We start from the raw sequence: 20,258 nt of genomic DNA on the forward strand, positions 1-20,258 counted from the left end.
GGCACCACGCAGCGCCCGAGGCGACCTTCAAACCTGAGCTAGACAGTCGCTGCCGCGCCATGCGCAGCAGCGCCTTCGAGGTGAACCATGACCACTACCACCGCCCGTCTGCGGGCCTCTCCCATGGATGCGCTACAGCGCTGGCTGCCCAAGCTGGTGCTGGCGCCGAGCATGTTCATCGTGCTGGTGGGCTTCTACGGCTACATCCTCTGGACCTTCGTGCTGTCCTTCACCACGTCCACGTTCCTGCCCACCTACAAATGGGCGGGGCTGGCGCAGTACATGCGTTTGTTCGACAACGACCGCTGGTGGGTGGCGAGCAAGAACCTGCTGGTGTTCGGCGGGCTGTTCATCACCATCAGCCTGGCGATCGGCGTGTTGCTGGCGGTGCTGCTGGACCAGCGCATTCGTCGCGAGGGGTTCATCCGCACCATCTATCTGTATCCCATGGCCCTGTCGATGATCGTGACCGGCACGGCCTGGAAGTGGCTGCTCAACCCAGGCATGGGGCTGGACAAACTGCTGCGTGACTGGGGCTGGGAGGGCTTTCGCCTGGACTGGCTGCTGGACCCGGACCGGGTGGTGTACTGCCTGGTGATCGCGGCGGTGTGGCAAGCATCGGGGTTCATCATGGCGATGTTCCTCGCCGGCCTGCGGGGCGTCGATCCATCGATCATCCGCGCCGCCCAGATCGACGGTGCCAGCCTGCCGCGCATCTACTCGCGCGTGGTGCTGCCCAGCTTGCGCCCGGTGTTCTTCAGCTCGGTGATGATCCTTTCGCACATTGCCATCAAGAGCTTCGACCTGGTCGCCGCGATGACGGCAGGCGGGCCTGGCTACTCGTCCGACCTGCCGGCGATGTTCATGTATGCCTTTACCTTCAGCCGAGGGCAAATGGGCATGGGCTCGGCCAGTGCCATCCTCATGCTGGGGGCGATCCTGGCCATCCTGGTGCCTTACCTGTATTCGGAGCTGCGGAGCAAACGCCATGCATAGCCCTGTCGACAAACCCGCGTTCAGCCCCAGCCGGCTTGCCATTCATGCCGTGCTGCTGATCGCCGTGGTGCTGTACCTGGTGCCACTGGTGGTCATGCTGCTGACCAGCTTCAAGACCCCCGAGGACATCAGTACCGGCAACCTGCTCAGCTGGCCGACAACGATCACCGCCATTGGCTGGGTCAAGGCCTGGGGCACCGTCAGCGGCTACTTCTGGAACTCGATTCTGATCACCGTGCCTGCGGTGCTGATTTCCACGGCCATTGGCGCGCTCAATGGCTACGTGCTGTCGATGTGGCGCTTTCGTGGCTCGCAGCTGTTCTTCGGTCTGCTGTTGTTCGGCTGCTTCCTGCCGTTCCAGACGGTGCTGCTGCCGGCCTCGTTCACCCTGGGCAAGCTGGGGCTGGCCAGTACCACCACTGGCCTTGTGCTGGTGCATGTGGTCTACGGCCTGGCCTTCACCACACTTTTCTTTCGCAACTTCTACGTCAGCATCCCCGATGCCCTGGTCAAGGCTGCACGGCTTGACGGGGCAGGGTTCTTCACCATCTTCCGGCGCATCATCCTGCCGATGTCCACGCCGATCATCATGGTCTGCCTGATCTGGCAGTTCACCCAGATCTGGAACGACTTCCTATTTGGCGTGGTGTTCTCCAGTGGCGACTCGCAACCGATCACGGTGGCCTTGAACAACCTGGTCAATACCAGCACCGGGGCCAAGGAATACAACGTCGACATGGCCGCTGCGATGATCGCTGGCCTGCCGACCCTGCTGGTGTACGTAGTGGCAGGCAAATATTTCGTGCGCGGGCTCACGGCCGGCGCGGTAAAGGGGTAACTCATGGCAACGCTCGAACTTCGCAACGTGAACAAAACCTACGGTGCCGGGCTGCCGGATACCCTCAAGGACATCCAGCTGTCGATCAAGGACGGTGAGTTCCTGATCCTGGTCGGCCCTTCGGGCTGCGGCAAGTCGACATTGATGAACTGCATCGCCGGCCTCGAGCAGATCACCGGCGGCGCTATTCTGATCGACCAGCAGGACGTCAGCGGCATGAGCCCCAAGGACCGTGACATCGCCATGGTGTTCCAGTCCTATGCGCTGTACCCGACCATGACCGTGCGCGAGAACATCGAATTTGGCCTGAAAATCCGCAAGATGCCCCAGGCCGCCATCGACGAGGAGGTGGCGCGGGTGGCCAAGCTGCTGCAGATCGAGCACCTGCTGGCGCGCAAGCCGGCGCAGCTGTCTGGCGGTCAGCAGCAGCGCGTGGCCATGGGCAGGGCGCTCGCGCGCCGGCCGAAGATCTACCTGTTCGATGAACCCTTGTCCAACCTCGACGCCAAACTGCGGGTCGAGATGCGGACCGAAATGAAACTGATGCACCAGCGCCTGAAAACCACCACTGTCTACGTCACCCATGACCAGATCGAGGCCATGACCCTGGGTGACAAGGTGGCGGTCATGAAAGACGGCATCATCCAGCAGTTCGGTACGCCACAGCAGATCTACAACGACCCGGCCAACCAGTTCGTCGCAAGCTTCATTGGCTCGCCGCCCATGAACTTCGTGCCGGCGCGGCTAGTGGCCCAGGGCGGTCAGCTGCATGCCGTGCTCGACAGTGGCCAGGCACGCTGCGAGCTGCCCCTGCCCGGCGCCGACCTGGGCCTGGAAGGGCGCGAAATCGTCCTGGGCATTCGACCCGAGCAGATTGCCCTGGGCGCGGGAGGCGGCAGCGGCGGGCCAAGCATTCGCGCGCAGGTACAGGTCACCGAGCCCACTGGTCCGGACATGCTGGTGTTCGTGACCCTCAACCAGACCAAAGTGTGCTGCCGACTGGCCCCTGACGTGGCCTGCCAGGTGGGCGACACCCTGGCCCTGCAATTGGACCCGGCACGGGTGCTGCTGTTCGATGCCCAGAGCGGCGAGCGCCTGCAGGCAAACCGTATCGCCACCACCGTCAAGGACAACATGGCCGCCCTCGGTGGCCGTTGAACCGTCTACACCATCAATAAGAAAAAGAGGACGCAACGCAATGGAACAGCGCAATCGTACTACCACCTGGGGCTCACTGGCGTTGCTTGCGCCGCTGGCGATGGCCGCCAGCAGTGGCCTGCAGGCTGCCGAAGCTTTCTCCAGCGAGTCGAAATGGATGACCGGTGACTGGGGCGGTACCCGCACCGAGCTGCTGGAAAAAGGCTACGACTTCACCGTCGATTATGTCGGCGAAGTGGCCGGCAACCTTAAGGGTGGCTATAACCACGACAAGACCGCCCGCTACAGCGACCAGTTCGCCCTGGGCGCGCACCTGGACCTGCAGAAGATCTTCGGCTGGCACGATGCCGAATTCAAACTGGCCATTACCGAGCGAAGCGGTCGCAATCTGTCCAACGACCGCATCAGCGACCCACGCGCCGGGCAGTTCAGTTCGGTGCAAGAAGTGTGGGGGCGTGGCCAGACCTGGCGCCTGACCCAGATGTGGTTCAAGCAGAAGTATTTCGACGGCGCGCTGGACGTGAAATTCGGCCGCTTCGGGCCGGGCGAGGACTTCAACAGTTTCCCCTGCGACTTCCAGAACCTGGCGTTCTGCGGCTCGCAAGTAGGTAACTGGGTGGGTGGCATCTGGTACAACTGGCCCGTCAGCCAGTGGGCAACGCGGGTCAAGTACAACGTCACCCCCGAATTCTATGTACAAGTCGGTGCCTATGAGCAGAACCCGTCCAACCTGGAAACCGGCAATGGCTTCAAGCTGAGCGGCAGCGGCACCAAGGGCGCGATCCTGCCGGTGGAAATGGTCTGGACGCCGAAGCTCAACGGCCTGCCGGGCGAATACCGCCTGGGCTACTACTACAGCACCGCCGATGCCGAGGATGTATACAAGGACGTCAACGGCAACGCCCAGGGGCTCAGTGGTTCGGGCTTCAAGTCTCACTCCAGCAAGCATGGCTGGTGGGTGGTGGCGCAACAGCAGGTCACGGCCCAGGCAGGCGACGTCAACCGCGGGCTGAGCCTGTTCGCCAACTTCACGGTGCACGACAAGGCCACCAACGTGGTGGACAACTACCAGCAGGTGGGCATGGTCTACAAAGGTGCCTTCGACGCCCGGCCCAAGGACGACATCGGTTTCGGCATCGCCCGCATCCACGTCAACGACGATGTGCGCAAGCGTGCGCGCCAGCTCAACGACATGAGCGGTATCAACGACTACGACAACCCAGGCTTCGTCCCGCTGCAGCGTACCGAGTACAACGCCGAGCTGTACTATGGTTTCCACGTCACCAATTGGCTGACCGTGCGGCCGAACCTTCAGTACATCAAGAGCCCCGGCGGCGTGGATGAAGTGGACAATGCCCTGGTGGCGGGCTTGAAGATTCAGTCGTCTTTCTAAGCCCATTTGTTGTAAATTTACGCCAATCCCGTTTGGCGCCCGGCAACCACTGACCTGCAGTGGTTGCCGTGGACAGGCCAAGACAGCGCTATCTCAAACAACAAGAGCCCTGCACCATGCCTGAGCATCCGCTCCATCGCTTCTTCGCCGCACGGCGGCCCCGGCCGACGTTCGAATGGGAGCGCTACCAGCAGCGCGATGTGCTGATCATCGATCACCCCCTGTGCCAGGCGGCGTTCAGTCGCCAGGGCGCGCAGTTGCTGCATTTCCAACCCACAGGTGAGCGGCCCTGGCTGTGGTGCGCCGAACAATGGCCACAGGTGGGCGCCATTCGCGGCGGCGTGCCGGTCTGCTGGCCCTGGTACGGGCGCCATCCCAGCGAAGACCTGTGGCCTGCCCATGGTTGGGCCCGCCTGCTGGACTGGAAGCTGATGGACAGCCATGAAGACGCGCAGGGCGTGGTGCTCAAGTGGCGCCTGGAACTGTGCGACTGGCAGGTCGACCTGGAGGCGCGGCTCGGCAGCCGCATGGAGTTGAGCCTGAGCACCGAGCACCAGGACAGCGAACCGTGCCAGTTGAGTCACGCCTTGTTGGCCTACTGGCGCATCAGTGACGTCTCGGAGGTAGCGCTGTCTGGCCTTGAAGACATCGAGGGGTACGACCACCTCAACCGTCAGGCATGCCGCCAGGAAGGGGCGCTCAAGCCCAAGGGCGGCTGTCAGCGGGTCTATTCAGGCATTCCCGGTGTGCAACTGCATGATCCGGCCTGGCAGCGCCAACTATGTATCGACACCGGCGACAGCGACGACACGGTCGTGTGGCACCCCGGCAGCCGACCGCTACTGGGGGTTACCGGGCGCGAATGCCAGCGTTTCGTGTGTGTGGAGGCCGCCAGCGGCAGCGACGACGGCCTGAGCCTGGCACCGGGGCAGCGCGCGCATCTGAGTCTGCAGGCGCACCGGCTCAGCTGAGTTCGTCGTCCTCGATGGGGTAGCGACTGGCGTTGAGGCTTTCCTTGATCTTGCGCAGGTGTGGCTGGAAATCCACACCCCGGCGCAGGGTCATGCCGGTCGCCAGCACATCGAGCACGGTCAGCTGGATGATGCGCGAGGTCATCGGCATGTAGATATCGGTGTCTTCGGGCAGAGGAATGTGCAGGCTAAGGCTGCAGGCGTTGGCCAGCGGCGACCCGGCCGCTGTCAGACCCAGCACCGAGGCGCCGTTTTCCCTGGCCAGGCGAGCCACTTCCACCAGCTCGCGTGTACGCCCGGTGTAGGAAATGATCACGAACAGGTCGCCGGTATGGGCCACCGACGCCAGCATGCGTTGCATCAGTACGTCGGCGTGCGCTGACACGGCCAGGTTGAAGCGGAAGAACTTGTGCTGGGCATCCAGCGCTACCGGTGCAGAGGCGCCCAGGCCAAAGAAATGAATCTGGCGGGCCTGGATCATCATGTCGACCGCGCGGCTGACCTGCTGGGGGTCGAGCTGCTGGCAGGCACTGTCGAGCGAGGCGATGGCGCTGGCGAAGATCTTCTGGGTGTAGGCCGCCGGATCGTCGTCGGCCTCCACCGCGCGGCTCACGTAGGCCGCGCCGCTGGCCAGGCTCTGCGCCAGTTGCAGTTTCAGCTCTGGGTAACCGCTCACGCCGAAGGAGCGGCAGAAGCGGTTGACGGTCGGTTCGCTGACCTTGGCCGCCTGGGCCAGCGCCGCGATGCTGAAGCGTGTGGCTTGTTGCGGGTTGAGCAGGATGACTTCGGCGACTTTGCGTTCGGCCTTGTTCAGCTCGTCGAGGCGTCCCTGGATTTGTTCCAGGAGGTTTCTCACGCGGTCCATGGGGTGTCCTTGGGTCGGGAAGGCAGCCGGCTGAGGGAGCAGCAGGCCTGTTTACAGGGTCGTCTATCGTACTGGCGGCGCCGGTTGCGCACCACTTGTCTGTCATACATCCGACTAATGTTATGGTTTTTACTACATTTGTCCTTGAAAACCCTAACTGAAAACGGTATTTCTAAATCAACTTTAGGAAAGAACCAACATCATGGCTGCAATCAGTGTCGAACCTTGCACATTTGCCCTGTTTGGCGCCCTGGGCGACTTGGCCTTGCGCAAGCTGTTCCCTGCGCTCTACCAGCTCGACCGCGCCGGGCTATTGCACGCACAGACGCGCCTGCTGGCGCTGGCGCGGGAGGTCGGCAGTGCCCAGGAGCACCTGAACAGCATCGAGGCCCATTTGCGTAAGCATGTGCCCGAGGCTGACATCGAGGCCGCGGCCCTCGAGCGCTTCCTGGCAAGGCTCGATTACCAGCATCTGGATTTTCTGCAGCCAGAAGGCTACCAGGCACTGGCCGCGCAAGTGCCCGACGGGCACCCCCTGATCGCCTATTTCGCCACGGCCGCCGCCGTGTATGGTGCCATCAGCGAAAACCTCGACAAGGTGGGCCTGAGCGAGCGCACCCGTGTAGTGCTGGAAAAGCCGATCGGTCATGACCTTGAGTCTTCACGCCGGGTCAACGATGCCGTGGCGCGATTCTTTCCCGAAAGCCGCGTCTATCGCATCGACCACTACCTGGGCAAGGAGACGGTGCAGAACCTGATCGCCCTGCGCTTTGCCAACAGCCTGTTCGAAACCCAATGGAACCAGAACTCCATCTCCCACGTGGAAATCACGGTGGCGGAGAAGGTGGGTATCGAGGGTCGCTGGGGCTACTTCGACAAGGCCGGTCAGTTGCGCGACATGATCCAGAACCACCTGTTGCAGTTGCTGTGCCTGATTGCCATGGACCCGCCGAGCGAGCTGTCGGCCGACGCCATCCGCGACGAGAAGGTCAAGGTACTCAAGGCGCTGGCCCCGATCACCGGAGACGGGCTGAGCACGCGGGTGGTGCGCGGGCAGTACATTGCCGGCTACAGCGATGGCAAGCCGGTTCCGGGTTACCTTGAAGAAGACAATGCCAATAGCCAGAGCGACACCGAGACCTTCGTCGCCCTGCGCGCCGACATCCGCAACTGGCGCTGGTCGGGTGTGCCTTTCTACTTGCGCACCGGCAAGCGCATGCCGCAAAAGCTGTCGCAGATCGTCATTCACTTCAAGGAAACGCCGCATTACATCTTTGCCCCGGAACAGCGTCTGCAAGTGGGCAACAAGCTGATCATTCGCCTGCAGCCGGACGAAGGTATCTCCTTGCGCGTGATGACCAAGGAGCAAGGCCTGGACAAGGGCATGCAACTGCGCAGTGGCCCGCTGCAACTGAATTTTTCCGACGCCTGGCGTAGCGCGCGGATTCCGGATGCCTATGAACGCTTGCTGCTCGAAGTGATGCGGGGCAACCAGAACCTGTTCGTGCGCAAGGACGAAATCGAGTACGCCTGGAAGTGGTGTGACCAGCTGATTGCCGGTTGGCGCAACACGGGCGACGCCCCCAAGCCCTATGCTGCGGGCAGCTGGGGGCCAATGAGCTCGATTGCATTGATCACCCGCGATGGGAGGGCCTGGTATGGCGACATCTGAAGCATTGTCCGAATTGCAGTTTCCGGCGAGCACCGAGGTGCATCAACTGCCCGATGCCAGCACGTTGGCTGGTACATTGGCCAAGGATGTGAGTGAGCGCCTGCGTGCAGCCATCGACGATAAAGGCCAGGCCTGCGTCGTGCTGTCCGGTGGGCGCAGCCCGGTGCCTTTTCTCGAGCAACTGGCCAAGCAGGACCTGGACTGGAGCAAGGTGACGGTCAGTCTTGCCGATGAGCGCTGGGTGCCGGTGGAGCACGCCGACAGCAATGCCGGTCTGTTGGCTCAGCATCTGCTCAAAGGGCAGGCCGCCAAGGCGCGTTTCATCGGGTTGTACCAGCAGGCGCCTTCGCTGAAAGAGGCCGCCGAAGAAGCTGACCGCGCCCTGGCCGATCTGCCGCCCATCGACGTGCTGGTACTGGGCATGGGTGACGATGGCCACACGGCCTCACTGTTCCCAGCCAGTCCTAACCTGGCCGAGGGCCTGGATCCGAACACGCCTCGCCGTTGCCTACCGCTAATGGCGCCAACCGTTCCCCATCAGCGCCTTTCCATGACCCGAGCGCTGCTGGCCACCGCAGGGTTCACCGCATTGTCCGTGCAAGGGCCAGGCAAACTCGCTACTCTGCGCGCCGCGCTGGCGGATGACGACCTCGCCGAAATGCCCATTCGCGCTTTTCTTCACGCACCCCTGGACATCTACTGGTGCCCATGAGCCAAGGATCCACAGCAATGATCACCCTCGAACGTCCACAGCCCAAGCTCTCGATGGCCGACAAGGCCGCCCGGGTCGACGCCATCTGCGAAGCGGCGCGCATCCTGCCGGTGATCACCATCGCCCGCGAACAGGACATCCTGCCCCTGGCCGACGCCCTGGCGGCCGGCGGCATCCGCACGCTGGAAGTGACCCTGCGTTCACAGCATGGCCTGAAGGCCATTGAAGTGCTGCGTGAGCAGCGCCCCGAGCTGTGCGTAGGCGCCGGGACAGTGCTCGACCGCACCATGTTCGCAGCCGTCGAGGCCGCAGGCGCCCAGTTCGTCGTCACACCCGGCATTACCCAGGATGTGCTGCAAGCGGGCGTGGAGAGCGAGATCCCCTTGCTGCCGGGTATCAGCACCCCATCCGAAATCATGATGGGCTACGCGCTGGGTTACCGCCGTTTCAAGCTGTTCCCCGCCGAAATCAGCGGAGGCGTGGCGGCGATCAAAGCGTTTGCTGGCCCGTTCGGCGACATCCGTTTCTGCCCAACCGGCGGCGTCAACCCGGCCAACGTGCGCAACTACATGGCACTGGCCAATGTGATGTGTGTAGGGGGCACCTGGATGCTCGACAGCAGCTGGATCAAGAATGGCGACTGGGCCCGCATCGAGGCCTGCAGTGCCGAGGCCATGGCGCTGGTGGACGGTCACTGAATTTCGTTGTGTGCTTTACGGCTTTTTGGGCGCTTGGTCGGCGCCCATTTTTTTGCCTGGTGATTGGCGTTTGCGGGTTATGTGCGCGTATACGAAGGGTAAGCGCGCCCTTAGGTCGTTGGGGCCGCAAGGCGGCCCCAACAATCTCAAGTCAACAGCATCAGCTAAAGAGGCCGCTTTCTCCCTAACGGTACTCAGGCCGCCTTGGCCTCTTGCTGGCTCAGCGAACGGTTCAACGCACTGAACAGGGCCTTGAAGCTGGCTGTGGTGATGTTTTCATCGATGCCCACACCGTGCACAGGACGCCCGCCGGCTACACGCAGTTCAATATAGGCCGCTGCCTTGGCGTTGGTGCCCGCGCCGATGGCGTGTTCGTTGTAGTCCATGATTTCGACGGCAACCGGCAGGCCGGCCACCAAGGCTTCCAGGGCGCCATTGCCCTTGCCGCGCCAGTGCAGCGTGGTCTCGCCTTCGCCGGCTACTTCCACTTCCACGGCGCTGTGACCGTTTTCTTCCTGCAGGCGATGGCTGACCAGCGCGTACGGTGCGTTGGCTTGCAGGTATTCCTTGTGCAGCAAGCTGTAGATCTGCTGGGCAGTCATTTCCAGGCCCAGGCGGTCGGTTTCGCCCTGCACGACCTGGCTGAATTCGATTTGCATGCGGCGCGGCAGGCTGATGCCGTATTCCTGCTCGAGCAGGTAGGTGATGCCGCCTTTGCCGGACTGGCTGTTGACGCGAATCACGGCCTCGTAGCTGCGGCCGATGTCGGCCGGGTCGATCGGCAGGTACGGCACTTCCCACAACTCGCCTTCCTGCTGCTTGGCCAGGCCCTTGCGAATGGCATCCTGGTGCGACCCGGAGAAGGCTGTGTGCACCAGGTCACCTACGTACGGGTGGCGCGGGTGCACCGGCAGCTGATTGCATTCTTCGACGACCTTGCGCACACCGTCTATGTCGGAGAAATCCAGGCCCGGGTCGATGCCCTGGGTGTACAGGTTCAGCGCCAGGGTCACCAGGTCGACGTTGCCGGTGCGCTCACCATTGCCGAACAGGCAGCCCTCTGCACGGTCGGCGCCGGCCATCAGGCCCAGCTCGGTCGCGGCGATGCCGGTTCCCCGGTCGTTGTGGCAGTGCAGGCTGATGATCACGCTGTCACGGCGATTGATGTTACGGCAGAACCATTCGATCTGGTCGGCGTACACGTTGGGCGTGGCGACCTCGACGGTGGCCGGCAGGTTGAGGATGATCTTGTGTTCGGGCGTTGGGTTCCACACCTCGATCACCGCATCGCACACTTCCTTGGCGAATTCCATCTCGGTAGCGCTGAAGGTTTCGGGCGAGTACTGGAATGTCCAGTGCGTATCGGGCTGCTGTGCGGCGTATTTGACGAACAGCTTGGCTGCATTGACCGCGATGTCCTTGACGCCCTGCTTGTCCTGGTTGAAGACGATGCGGCGGAAGGCCGGGCAGGTGGCGTTGTACAGGTGAACGATGGCCTTCTTGGCCCCGCGCAGGGACTCGAAGGTCCGGGCGATCAGGTCTTCACGCGCCTGGGTCAGCACCTGGATGGTGGTGTCCTCTGGAATATGACCGTCTTCGATCAAGGTGCGGACAAAGTCGAAGTCGGTTTGCGAGGCCGAAGGGAAGGAGGCTTCGATTTCCTTCACGCCCACTTGCACCAAGGTCTTCCAGAACCGCAGCTTCTTCTGCGCATCCATCGGCTCGATCAGCGACTGGTTGCCGTCACGCAGGTCCGAGCTGCACCAGATCGGCGCCTCGGTGATGGTCTTGGACGGCCAGGTACGGTCAGGCAGATCGATGATAGGGAAGGCGCGGTATTTCTTCGACGGGTCTTTGAGCATGGTCATGGAAGCAATCCTTTTATGTGCGGCCGAGATCGGGCCTGCCGAGCAGTAACGAGGTAGGGGCGAGGCGACGCGATTCAGCCTGGTAGTCGAGCGCTGACCAGGCAGAGGCTGCGATGTTGTCGGAGCAAGATGAGGGTGCTGAAGGTTTTCATGGCCTCAACCCTAACCAGTGGACTGAGGGTTGGCAAGCGTTGAAAAAAAATTGAGAGGAATGCTTAAAAAAAGTGATATGGCGAGATCTACTTGTTGAGACTGGTAAAATACTTAGGTTCTGTTGCGCGGTATTTTTCTTTGGCGCAATGGTCTGTCAGTCGCGTGAGGACCTCCTGGGCCCTGCGTTGTGGCAAGCGCCGCCCTTATTGCGGGGCGGCCCAAACGTCACTCAACGAAGTGTCAACCCTGCCTCAGGGCTGAAAGGCACCGATGAAGATCGCCGGGTCAACACGCGCATCGTTCAAGCTGACGTTCCAGTGCATGTGGGGCCCGGTAGCGCGCCCCGTTGAGCCCACGCGCCCGACCACATCACCACGGCGCAGCGACTGCCCGTTCTGCACGTCGATACGGGACATATGGCAGAACATGCTGATAAAGCCCTGCCCGTGATCAACGAACACCGTGCGGCCATTGAAGAAGTAATCGCCCACCAGAATCACCTTGCCGTTGGCAGGCGTCTTGATCGGCGTCCCCGCCGGTACGGCAAAATCCAGCCCCGCATGGGGGTTGCGTTCCTCGCCATTGAAGAACCGGCGCACGCCGAACTTGCTCGACAGCGGCCCGTTGACCGGCTTGTCGAGGATCAGGTTGCTCGGCAATGCCGGGCTGAAGCTGCGGTAGGCCTTGATCTGCTCGGCCAGTTCGCGATCGATGCGCTTGAGGTCGGCCGGATTGGGGTTGACCTGGCGGGTGTTCTTCAAGGTGATGCGCTGTTCGGGGTACTGCTTGTGCCCCACGGTGAAAGGCAGGCTTCGGCTGCCTTGTTGCACCACCGCCTGCCCAGGCTTCTGGGTCAGGGGGATGCCAACGATGGCCAGCCAGTTGTCCTGTTCCTTGACCACCAGCACGGGCTTGCCATCGAAGCGTGCGCTGGGAGCACTGGCTGCCGGCCCCAGGTCGACCACGGCAACGCCGCCAGGCACCGGTTTGTTCAGCGTGCGCGTGATGTAGCTGGCCTGGGCTGTGGCGCTCAGGACGGTGAAGGCGAGGGCGAGCAGTGACGCGAGCAAGCGGGGCATGTGTCAGTCCAGAAGTGAGAGCGTGACCGGAGTCAGGTGATTGTCTTCGACCCGCACCTGCAGCTCGCCTTCGTTCAGGCGTGCAGTCAGGCGCTGGCCGTTGCGCGTCTGTTCGGCGCTGCGGATGGCCTGGCCTTGTTCGTCGAGCAGGATGCTGTAGCCGCGCGCCAGCGTCGCCAGCGGGCTGACGATCTGCAGGGTCTGCAACTGGGCCTGGAAGCGCTGGCGCCGGTCCTTGAGCACGTCACGCATGGCCCGGGGCAGTCGCTCGGCCAGGCTGTCCAGGCGCTGGCCCAGCAAAGCCAGAGTACGCCCGGGATGTTGCGCAGCCAGACGCGTCTCCAGGCGCACCAGGCGCTCGCGGCGTTGATTGAGGTTATGCAGGAAGGCACGGCGCAGGCGCATGTCCAGGTCATCCAGGCGCTGAGCCTGCTGACGCAGGCGCTCGCCCGGATGGCGCAGGCGGCGAATCAGGGACTCCAGGCGCAGGCGATCATGCACCAACCGGTTCTGCATGCGCAGGGTCAGGCGCCGTTGCAGGCCGTCCAGGCGGTGCTGCAGGCCGCTGTTGTCGGGCGCAAGCAGCTCGGCCGCAGCAGACGGGGTCGGGGCCCGCACGTCGGCCACGAAGTCGCTGATCGACACGTCGGTTTCATGGCCCACGGCGCTCACGATCGGCGTCTTGCACGCGGCCACGGCACGCGCCACGGCTTCCTCGTTGAAGCACCACAGGTCTTCCAGTGAACCGCCGCCGCGGGCCAGTATCAAGGCGTCGAAACCGCGGCTGTCGGCCAGGCGAATGGCCCGCACGATCTGGGCGATGGCTTCGCGGCCCTGCACGGCGGTGGGGATCAGGTTCAACTCCACCTGGGGCGCACGGCGGGCGAACACACTGATGATGTCGCGGATCACGGCCCCGGTCGGGGAGGTGATGATGCCGATACGCTGGGGGTGCGCAGGCAGCGCTCGCTTGCTGTCGGTGCTGAACAGGCCCTCGGCGCCAAGCTTTTCCTTGAGCGCCTCGAAGGCCAGGCGCAGCGCACCATCGCCGGCAGGCTCCACGGAATCGAGGATCAGCTGGTAGTCGCCACGGCCTTCGAACAGGGATACCTTGCCACGCACCCGTACCGCCAGGCCGTCACGCAGTGCCTGGCGCACCCGCGTGGCGCTCTGCCGGAAGAGGGCGCAGCGCACCTGGGCACCGCTGTCCTTGAGGGTGAAGTACATGTGGCCGGAGGCCGGCCGGGCCAGGTTGGAAATCTCGCCCTCCACCCATACGCTGCGGAACACGTCTTCCAGCAGCACCCGGGCGCGGCCATTGAGTTGACTGACGGTGAGCACATCACGGTCAAGGCCGAGGCGTTCGAAAGGATCTTTGATCATGGGAAGGCACTATAAAGGATGAGGGGGCCGGGTGTCGTGCCCGGTCGATCAGGAGCTGGCCTGGGTCGCCGGTGCCTGCCCTGGCGTACCGATTGCCGACGCTGCGCAGGTCATGTGCTCGATGAACTGACTCACCAGTGGCCCGGCATCGCGGCGGTGGGCGATGGCGACGGTGCTGACGCAGCCGGGGTCCATCAGCGGGATGAACCGCAGCGCCGGAGGGGCGATGTCCTGCATGCAGCGTGGCAGCAAGGCCACCCCGAACCCCGCCTGGATCAGCTGCAACTGGGTGGTCTTGCGCGACACCACCCGCGCAGGCTGGGGAAAGAACCCCGCCGCCATGCACAGCTCGGCAGACAGGTAGCTCAGGCCACCGCGTTGGTGGTGGGGAATGGAGATGAACGGCTGGCTGGAAAGCTCCGCCAAGGCAATGCAATCACGCTCCGCCAGTTCATGGGTAGGGGCGAGCGCCAACAGCAGGGGCTCTTCGAACAACGGCTCGATGCTCAACCCATCGTGCTGGCGCAGCACCGGCAGCCTCAGCAGCCCGATGTCCAGGCGACCTTCGGCCAGTGCTGCAAGCTGCCCTTCGGAGGACAACTGGGCGATCTCCATGCTCACATCAGGGTTTGTCCGCAGGTAATCACCCAGGTGCTCGAGCAGCCGACCGGTCAGCGGCACCGTGCTGGAGTGGCTGATGTTCAGGCTGCCGCACAGGCCCTGGCCGACGGCTCGGGCCAGCTCGCCAGCCTTGTCCAGGTCCAGCAGCAGGTTGCGCGCGCGCGGCAGGAACGCCCGGCCCGCATCGGTCAGGCGAGGCAACCTGGCCGTGCGCTCGAACAACGCGGTGTCCAGCTGCAGTTCGAGCTCGCGCACCTGGCGACTGAGGGCGGACTGGGCGACATACAGTCGTTCGGCGGCGGCGCTGAAGCTGCCACATTCGGCGATTTCCACGAAGTAACGCAGCTGGCGGGTCGAGATCATGAGCGATGCCATTTCGAGATGGATCAGGGCGAGATTGCATATTAGCCGGGATAGCGCGGGTTTGGTTATGGTGCGCTGAACCTTCAAGGACAATGCGCCAATGCTCGCTGACCTCGCTATACCGTTCTCGGGGCTCGACTGGCTACCCATCGTGTTGGGTACCGCGGCGGCCTATGTGGTGTTCGGCATCGCCGGCTTCGGCACGGCGTTGGTGGCAGGCCCGGTGCTGATCCATTTCATGCCGCTGTCGCAGATCATTCCCTTGCTGGTGTTACTCGATTTCGTAGCGGCGTTCGGCAACCTGTTGCCCTCACGGCGCGATGTGGTACGGGGCGAACTGCTGCGCCTGCTGCCGTTCATGGCGCTGGGGTGCACCCTGGGCGTTGCGTTCCTGCTGCAGCTCAAGTCGGACCTGCTGATGCTGCTGATGGGCCTGTTCATCACGGCCTATGCCCTCTATAGCCTGGCGCTGAAAGTACGCCCGGCGTCGCTTGCCGGGTGGTGGGCGGCACCGATGGGTACCGTGGGCGGGTTGTTCGGCGCCTTGTTCGGCAGCGGCGGGTTTCTCTACGCCCTTTACCTGAGCGCTCGCCTGCCCGACAAGGAGCAGGTACGCGCCACCCAGAGCGCGTTGATCAGTTGCAGCACCTTGGTGCGCCTGACGCTGTTCCTTGTTGCCGGTGTCTACGCCGATCGACAACTGCTGCTGATGGCGGCCTGCCTGCTGCCGGTGATGGTCATCGGTCTATGGGCTGGGCGCAGGCTCACGCACAGGCTGTCACGCGAGGCCTTCGTCCGGTTGGTCACCTGGTTGGTGTTGGCCAGCGGCCTGGCGCTCATCGCTCGCTATGTGAGCGCTTGAGCAGGGGTTAGAATTGGCCGACTACCCGATCCAAGGCTTGTCCGCTCATGAATACCCAAAGCATCATCGTTCCCAGGCAGTCCACCGTCCCGGTGCACGAGGCCCGCGCCCGCGCCATCCTGCGCTGGCTGGTCCGCGAAAAGATCGTGCAAGAGCAGCTGACCACCTGCGGGCGTACCGGCAACCGTATGGCCCATGCCCTTGGGCCAGGTGCCCGCCAAGTGGCGCTGCACCCCGAAAAACTGCCCTTCGATACGCCGGTCAACGGCCTTGAGGTGATGCTCAAGCGCTGCATCTATACGCCCACCGAAGGCTTCAAGGAAGAGGCGGGCTGCCCGCAGTGCCGGCGGGAAGTGGGCGAGCCGTTGTTCGATAGCCTGGAAGAGTGGATGCCCGGGGTCAGTGACAACTTCACCTGCCCGCTGTGCGGGTTCGAAGACGACATCAACGGTTTTTTGTTCCTGCAACCCTGCGCCTTCTCCAACCTGGGCTTCATCTTCAACAACTGGGGCGATGCCGGGTTCACCCAGGCCTTCATCGACAGCTTCGCCGACTGGCTGGACCAACCAGTGGCCGTGGTGCAGGTCCGGCTCGCCTGACGAGGGCTGAGCAGGGCTTTGGTGCGCAGGGCGGCAACGGCCACTTGTAACTTCAGGCTTGATTTACATTGAGTGGCAGGGCACGCATGAGTATAATGGCGCGCTTCCATTTTTCCCGCCCGGGAGCCCCCGCGATGTTGCGTATCAGCCAAGAAGCCCTGACCTTCGACGATATTCTCCTTGTACCTGGTTATTCCGAGGTACTGCCCAATGAAGTCAGTCTCAAGACCCGTTTGACCCGTGGCATCGAGCTGAACATCCCGCTGGTCTCCGCTGCCATGGACACCGTCACTGAAGCGCGCCTGGCCATCGCCATGGCTCAGGAAGGCGGCATCGGCATCATCCACAAGAACATGACCATCGAGCAGCAGGCCGGCGAAGTGCGCAAGGTCAAGAAGTTCGAGGCTGGCGTGGTCAAGGACCCGATCACCATCGAGGCCGACGCCACCGTGCGCGACCTGTTCGACCTGACGCGCCTGAACAACATTTCCGGCGTGCCCGTGCTGGAAAACGGTGACCTGGTCGGTATCGTGACCTCCCGCGACGTGCGCTTCGAAAGCCGCCTGGACGCCAAGGTCCGCGAAGTGATGACGCCCAAGGAACGCCTGGTCACCGTCCGCGAGGGCGCGGACAAGAACGAGGTGCGCGAGCTGCTGCACAAGCACCGCCTCGAGAAAGTGCTGATCGTCGACGAGCACTTCAGCCTCAAGGGCATGATGACCGTCAAGGACATCGAGAAGGCCAAGGCTTACCCACTGGCCAGCAAGGACGACCAGGGTCGTCTGCGCGTTGGCGCAGCGGTCGGCACCGGCAAGGACACCGGCGAGCGTGTTGCCGCCCTGGTAGCCGCTGGCGTTGACGTGGTCGTGGTCGACACCGCTCACGGGCACTCCAAAGGCGTGATCGAGCGCGTGCGCTGGGTCAAGCAAACCTACCCGCAGGTGCAGGTGATTGGCGGCAACATCGCCACCGGCGCTGCTGCCAAGGCCTTGGCCGAGGCGGGCGCTGATGCGGTCAAGGTCGGTATCGGCCCTGGCTCGATCTGCACCACCCGTATCGTAGCCGGCGTCGGCGTGCCGCAGATCAGCGCCATCGCCAACGTCGCCGCTGCCCTGGAAGGCACCGGTGTGCCACTGATCGCCGACGGCGGTATCCGCTTCTCTGGTGACCTGTCCAAGGCCATCGTCGCCGGTGCCAGTTGCGTGATGATGGGTTCGATGTTCGCCGGTACCGAAGAAGCCCCGGGCGAAGTCGAACTGTTCCAGGGCCGCTCCTACAAGGCCTACCGTGGCATGGGTTCGCTGGGCGCCATGGCGCAGTCGCAAGGCTCCTCCGACCGTTACTTCCAGGACTCCTCGGCCGGTGCCGAGAAGCTGGTCCCCGAAGGTATCGAAGGCCGTGTGCCGTACAAAGGCGCACTGGCTGCGATCATTCACCAGCTGATGGGCGGCCTGCGTTCGTCCATGGGCTACACCGGCAGTGCCACCATCGACGAGATGCGCACCAAGCCGGAGTTCGTGCGCATCACGGGCGCCGGCATGGCCGAATCCCACGTTCACGACGTGCAGATCACCAAAGAAGCCCCCAACTACCGGGTTGGCTGATAGCTCAGCGGTAAGCTCCAGACGGTGGCTGCGTTCGCGCAGCCACTGCGTTTTCCCCGATCAACTTGCAGCTTGCAGCTTCAAGCTCGCAGCTGAATCAGAGATTCCCCATGGCCCTCGATATTCACGCTCACCGGATCCTCATCCTCGATTTCGGCTCCCAGTACACCCAGCTGATCGCCCGCCGCGTGCGCGAGATCGGCGTGTACTGCGAACTGCACCCGTTCGACATGGACGATGAAGCGATCCGCGAATTCAACCCGCGCGGCATCATCCTCGCCGGTGGCCCCGAGTCGGTTCACGAAGCCAACAGCCCCCGTGCACCCCAGGCCGTGTTCGACCTGAATGTGCCTGTGCTGGGCATCTGCTACGGCATGCAGACCATGTCCGAACAGATGGGCGGCAAGGTCGAAGGGTCGGACCTGCGTGAGTTCGGATATGCCCGCGTTGACGTGGTCGGCAAGAGCCGCCTGCTCGACGGCATCGAGGACCATATCGACGCCGACGGCGTACTGGGCCTGGACGTGTGGATGAGCCACGGTGACAAGGTCACCCAGCTGCCGACCGGTTTCCACGTACTGGCCAGCACCCCGAGCTGCCCGATCGCCGGCATGTTCGATGACACCCGCGGCTACTACGGCGTGCAGTTCCATCCGGAAGTGACCCACACCAAGCAGGGCGGTCGCATCCTGTCCCGTTTCGTGCAGGACATCTGCGGCTGTGAAGCCCTGTGGACCCCGTCCAACATCGTCGAGGACGCCATCGCCCAGGTGCGTGAGCAAGTGGGTTCGGCCAACGTCCTGCTGGGCCTCTCCGGCGGCGTGGACAGCTCGGTGGTCGCGGCCCTCTTGCACCGGGCCATCGGCGACCAGCTGACCTGCGTCTTCGTCGACAACGGCCTGCTGCGCCTGCACGAGGGTGACCAGGTGATGGCCATGTTCAAGGAGAACATGGGCGTCAAGGTGATCCGTGCCGACGCTGAAAAGCAGTTCCTCGACAACCTGGCCGGCGAAGCCGACCCGGAGAAGAAGCGCAAGATCATCGGCCGCACCTTCATCGACATCTTCGATGCCGAGGCCAGCAAGCTGCCGAACATCCAGTTCCTCGCCCAGGGCACCATCTACCCGGACGTGATCGAATCGGCCGGCGCCAAGAGCGGCAAGGCCCACGTGATCAAGTCCCACCACAACGTCGGTGGCCTGCCGGAGGAAATGAACCTCAAGCTGGTCGAACCGCTGCGTGAGCTGTTCAAGGACGAAGTGCGCAAGATCGGTCTGGAGCTCGGCCTGCCTTACGACATGGTCTACCGCCACCCGTTCCCAGGCCCGGGCCTGGGTGTGCGCATCCTGGGTGAAGTGAAGAAAGAGTACGCCGACATCCTGCGTCGCGCGGACCACATCTTCATCGAAGAACTGCGCAAGGCTGATTGGTACCACAAGACCAGCCAGGCCTTCGTGGTGTTCCAGCCGGTCAAGTCGGTTGGCGTCGTGGGCGACGGCCGTCGCTATGCATGGGTCGTGGCCCTGCGCGCCGTCGAGACCGTGGACTTCATGACCGCTCGCTGGGCTCATCTGCCTTACGAACTGCTGGAAACCGTCAGTGGCCGCATCATCAACGAGATCGACGGTATCTCGCGGGTGACCTACGACGTGTCGAGCAAGCCGCCGGCAACGATTGAGTGGGAGTGAGCCTACGCCCGCTATGGGGCCTGCGCTAACTAACAGAAACGCCCGCTAAGTTGCGGGCGTTTTGCATTCGTCACCGCCCTAAATTGGCACATGCGTGTAAAGGCTGCCCAACACGGTCGCAGCCTCAAGGCTAAGATGCGAGGCATTTTTTGAATCTATTGGTGAAACCACCAGGCCGGATCAGGCTGGGCTAGCTGATGGGCAAGCGCCGCACACGCAATAGGCAGCTCGGTGTATCTTGCCTTCCAGTGCGCTACCGTAAGGGCAGAAGATAATCGAACCGTTTGGGGTACTAAAGTCATGAGCCACAAGCTGGACATCTATGGCGTATCCATAGTAAAGAGGCCTAAAGTTAAAGCTATCAAGAAGCTGGACTTGGGTGGCGACTTGGGTAAGCAGATCGTTTATTCAGAAACCAAACTCGTTCTCAGGACTCACAAGAAGACCTTTCAGAAGTTGGCTGATATGTAATGGAATTGATCTTCTTTCCATTTGAGCGTGTTATTGAAATAAATACTCAAATCTTGACTGCCGAGCCCGACATGAAGGGGGGCGGTGAATATTCCGATTTTGCAAGGCGCGCTGGCAAGAATCGATAATGCTATCGCGTATAATGGCCTTGACGATGTGTTTGAAATTGCCGCCAAGTACACTGCCAGCATCGCGCAAGGCCACGCACTGCCTGATGCGAACAAGCGCACCGGGCTTGCAGTCGGCTTGGAGTACCTTTCGCTC

General features: G+C 62.8%; 18 protein-coding genes. 13 read left to right on the forward strand and 5 right to left on the reverse strand.

Annotation, left to right across the window (positions count from 1 at the left end; genetic code table 11):
• Positions 1–87 precede the first annotated feature (87 nt).
• The 5 genes from ACF8GB_RS19990 (at position 88) to ACF8GB_RS20010 (ending at position 5,356) form a co-directional block, all read left to right on the forward strand.
• A complete protein-coding gene (locus ACF8GB_RS19990) occupies positions 88–996 on the forward strand; it encodes a carbohydrate ABC transporter permease (RefSeq protein WP_392527512.1) in 909 nt (302 codons plus the stop codon).
• A complete protein-coding gene (locus ACF8GB_RS19995) occupies positions 989–1,834 on the forward strand; it encodes a carbohydrate ABC transporter permease (RefSeq protein ID WP_392527513.1) in 846 nt (281 codons plus the stop codon). The genes ACF8GB_RS19990 and ACF8GB_RS19995 overlap by 8 nt, the downstream gene beginning before the upstream one ends.
• A 3-nt stretch (positions 1,835–1,837) precedes the next feature.
• Positions 1,838–2,992 (forward strand): ABC transporter ATP-binding protein, encoded by a 1,155-nt coding sequence (locus ACF8GB_RS20000; RefSeq protein ID WP_058637543.1) that lies wholly within the window; start codon positions 1,838–1,840, stop codon positions 2,990–2,992.
• Positions 2,993–3,092: 100 nt separating this feature from the next.
• Positions 3,093–4,385: a carbohydrate porin gene (locus ACF8GB_RS20005; RefSeq protein WP_230375235.1), complete on the forward strand. Its 1,293-nt coding sequence runs from the start codon at positions 3,093–3,095 to the stop codon at positions 4,383–4,385.
• A gap of 116 nt (positions 4,386–4,501) precedes the next feature.
• The gene (locus ACF8GB_RS20010) at positions 4,502–5,356 is read left to right on the forward strand and encodes a D-hexose-6-phosphate mutarotase (RefSeq protein ID WP_058637544.1); all 855 of its coding nucleotides are present in this window, start codon (positions 4,502–4,504) and stop codon (positions 5,354–5,356) included.
• Here the strand turns inward: ACF8GB_RS20010 and hexR are convergent.
• Entirely contained in the window at positions 5,349–6,212 is an 864-nt protein-coding gene (gene hexR, locus ACF8GB_RS20015; RefSeq protein ID WP_178091267.1) for a DNA-binding transcriptional regulator HexR, read from the reverse strand. The two genes, ACF8GB_RS20010 and hexR, sit on opposite strands and share 8 nt — an antisense overlap.
• A 211-nt stretch (positions 6,213–6,423) precedes the next feature.
• Here hexR and zwf point away from each other — a divergent pair, with 211 nt between their 5' ends.
• Genes zwf through ACF8GB_RS20030 form a run of 3 tightly spaced genes read left to right on the forward strand, consistent with a single transcriptional unit; the run spans position 6,424 to position 9,303 of the window.
• Complete coding sequence (zwf, locus tag ACF8GB_RS20020) at positions 6,424–7,893, forward strand: glucose-6-phosphate dehydrogenase (protein ID WP_392527514.1); 1,470 nt, start codon at positions 6,424–6,426, stop codon at positions 7,891–7,893.
• A complete protein-coding gene (gene pgl, locus ACF8GB_RS20025; RefSeq protein ID WP_058637546.1) occupies positions 7,865–8,605 on the forward strand; it encodes a 6-phosphogluconolactonase in 741 nt (246 codons plus the stop codon). The genes zwf and pgl overlap by 29 nt, the downstream gene beginning before the upstream one ends.
• A 17-nt stretch (positions 8,606–8,622) precedes the next feature.
• Entirely contained in the window at positions 8,623–9,303 is a 681-nt protein-coding gene (locus tag ACF8GB_RS20030; RefSeq protein WP_058637547.1) for a bifunctional 4-hydroxy-2-oxoglutarate aldolase/2-dehydro-3-deoxy-phosphogluconate aldolase, read from the forward strand.
• A gap of 194 nt (positions 9,304–9,497) precedes the next feature.
• On the opposite strand, the gene leuA is transcribed toward ACF8GB_RS20030, so the two are convergent.
• The 4 genes from leuA to ACF8GB_RS20050 all read right to left on the reverse strand — a co-directional run bounded on the left by leuA (position 9,498) and on the right by ACF8GB_RS20050 (position 14,770).
• Positions 9,498–11,171, reverse strand: coding sequence for a 2-isopropylmalate synthase (gene leuA, locus ACF8GB_RS20035; protein WP_392527515.1), 1,674 nt, complete (start codon positions 11,169–11,171; stop codon positions 9,498–9,500).
• Between the two features lie 404 nt (positions 11,172–11,575).
• A complete protein-coding gene (locus ACF8GB_RS20040; RefSeq protein WP_058604462.1) occupies positions 11,576–12,403 on the reverse strand; it encodes a M23 family metallopeptidase in 828 nt (275 codons plus the stop codon).
• Positions 12,404–12,406: 3 nt separating this feature from the next.
• Positions 12,407–13,786, reverse strand: a complete 1,380-nt coding sequence (xseA, locus tag ACF8GB_RS20045; RefSeq protein WP_392514961.1) for an exodeoxyribonuclease VII large subunit — start codon at positions 13,784–13,786, stop codon at positions 12,407–12,409.
• Between the two features lie 48 nt (positions 13,787–13,834).
• Positions 13,835–14,770 (reverse strand): LysR family transcriptional regulator, encoded by a 936-nt coding sequence (locus ACF8GB_RS20050; RefSeq protein WP_392527516.1) that lies wholly within the window; start codon positions 14,768–14,770, stop codon positions 13,835–13,837.
• Between the two features lie 100 nt (positions 14,771–14,870).
• Between ACF8GB_RS20050 and ACF8GB_RS20055 the strand changes: the two genes are divergently transcribed.
• From ACF8GB_RS20055 to ACF8GB_RS20075, 5 genes are all read left to right on the forward strand, one after another.
• Positions 14,871–15,632 carry a sulfite exporter TauE/SafE family protein gene (locus ACF8GB_RS20055; protein WP_058638593.1) on the forward strand — a complete coding sequence of 254 codons (762 nt, stop codon included), beginning with the start codon at positions 14,871–14,873 and terminating at the stop codon, positions 15,630–15,632.
• Positions 15,633–15,679: 47 nt separating this feature from the next.
• Positions 15,680–16,231: a sugar ABC transporter ATPase gene (locus ACF8GB_RS20060; protein WP_078479025.1), complete on the forward strand. Its 552-nt coding sequence runs from the start codon at positions 15,680–15,682 to the stop codon at positions 16,229–16,231.
• A gap of 134 nt (positions 16,232–16,365) precedes the next feature.
• Positions 16,366–17,835: an IMP dehydrogenase gene (gene guaB / locus ACF8GB_RS20065; protein ID WP_058604466.1), complete on the forward strand. Its 1,470-nt coding sequence runs from the start codon at positions 16,366–16,368 to the stop codon at positions 17,833–17,835.
• 110 nt (positions 17,836–17,945) lie between these two features.
• Positions 17,946–19,523, forward strand: a complete 1,578-nt coding sequence (gene guaA, locus ACF8GB_RS20070) for a glutamine-hydrolyzing GMP synthase (RefSeq protein WP_058604467.1) — start codon at positions 17,946–17,948, stop codon at positions 19,521–19,523.
• A gap of 555 nt (positions 19,524–20,078) precedes the next feature.
• Positions 20,079–20,258, forward strand: a 180-nt coding sequence (locus ACF8GB_RS20075) for a type II toxin-antitoxin system death-on-curing family toxin (RefSeq protein WP_392527517.1), incomplete at its 3' end; no start/stop codon positions are given.

The sequence above is a fragment of the Pseudomonas sp. xss_4 genome, from assembly GCF_043104125.1.
Taxonomy (GTDB): Bacteria; Pseudomonadota; Gammaproteobacteria; order Pseudomonadales; family Pseudomonadaceae; genus Aquipseudomonas; species Aquipseudomonas parafulva_B.

What these genes read in the sequence shown, in the direction of transcription:
- ACF8GB_RS19990 (WP_392527512.1), top strand. Translation starts at nt 88, where the DNA reads ATGACCACTACCACCGCCCGTCTGCGGGCCTCTCCCATGGATGCGCTA.
- ACF8GB_RS19995 (WP_392527513.1), top strand. Translation starts at nt 989, where the DNA reads ATGCATAGCCCTGTCGACAAACCCGCGTTCAGCCCCAGCCGGCTTGCC.
- ACF8GB_RS20000 (WP_058637543.1), top strand. Translation starts at nt 1,838, where the DNA reads ATGGCAACGCTCGAACTTCGCAACGTGAACAAAACCTACGGTGCCGGG.
- ACF8GB_RS20005 (WP_230375235.1), top strand. Translation starts at nt 3,093, where the DNA reads ATGGCCGCCAGCAGTGGCCTGCAGGCTGCCGAAGCTTTCTCCAGCGAG.
- ACF8GB_RS20010 (WP_058637544.1), top strand. Translation starts at nt 4,502, where the DNA reads ATGCCTGAGCATCCGCTCCATCGCTTCTTCGCCGCACGGCGGCCCCGG.
- zwf (WP_392527514.1), top strand. Translation starts at nt 6,424, where the DNA reads ATGGCTGCAATCAGTGTCGAACCTTGCACATTTGCCCTGTTTGGCGCC.
- pgl (WP_058637546.1), top strand. Translation starts at nt 7,865, where the DNA reads ATGGGAGGGCCTGGTATGGCGACATCTGAAGCATTGTCCGAATTGCAG.
- ACF8GB_RS20030 (WP_058637547.1), top strand. Translation starts at nt 8,623, where the DNA reads ATGATCACCCTCGAACGTCCACAGCCCAAGCTCTCGATGGCCGACAAG.
- leuA (WP_392527515.1), bottom strand. Translation starts at nt 11,171, where the DNA reads ATGACCATGCTCAAAGACCCGTCGAAGAAATACCGCGCCTTCCCTATC.
- ACF8GB_RS20040 (WP_058604462.1), bottom strand. Translation starts at nt 12,403, where the DNA reads ATGCCCCGCTTGCTCGCGTCACTGCTCGCCCTCGCCTTCACCGTCCTG.
- xseA (WP_392514961.1), bottom strand. Translation starts at nt 13,786, where the DNA reads ATGATCAAAGATCCTTTCGAACGCCTCGGCCTTGACCGTGATGTGCTC.
- ACF8GB_RS20050 (WP_392527516.1), bottom strand. Translation starts at nt 14,770, where the DNA reads ATGATCTCGACCCGCCAGCTGCGTTACTTCGTGGAAATCGCCGAATGT.
- ACF8GB_RS20055 (WP_058638593.1), top strand. Translation starts at nt 14,871, where the DNA reads ATGCTCGCTGACCTCGCTATACCGTTCTCGGGGCTCGACTGGCTACCC.
- ACF8GB_RS20060 (WP_078479025.1), top strand. Translation starts at nt 15,680, where the DNA reads ATGAATACCCAAAGCATCATCGTTCCCAGGCAGTCCACCGTCCCGGTG.
- guaB (WP_058604466.1), top strand. Translation starts at nt 16,366, where the DNA reads ATGTTGCGTATCAGCCAAGAAGCCCTGACCTTCGACGATATTCTCCTT.
- guaA (WP_058604467.1), top strand. Translation starts at nt 17,946, where the DNA reads ATGGCCCTCGATATTCACGCTCACCGGATCCTCATCCTCGATTTCGGC.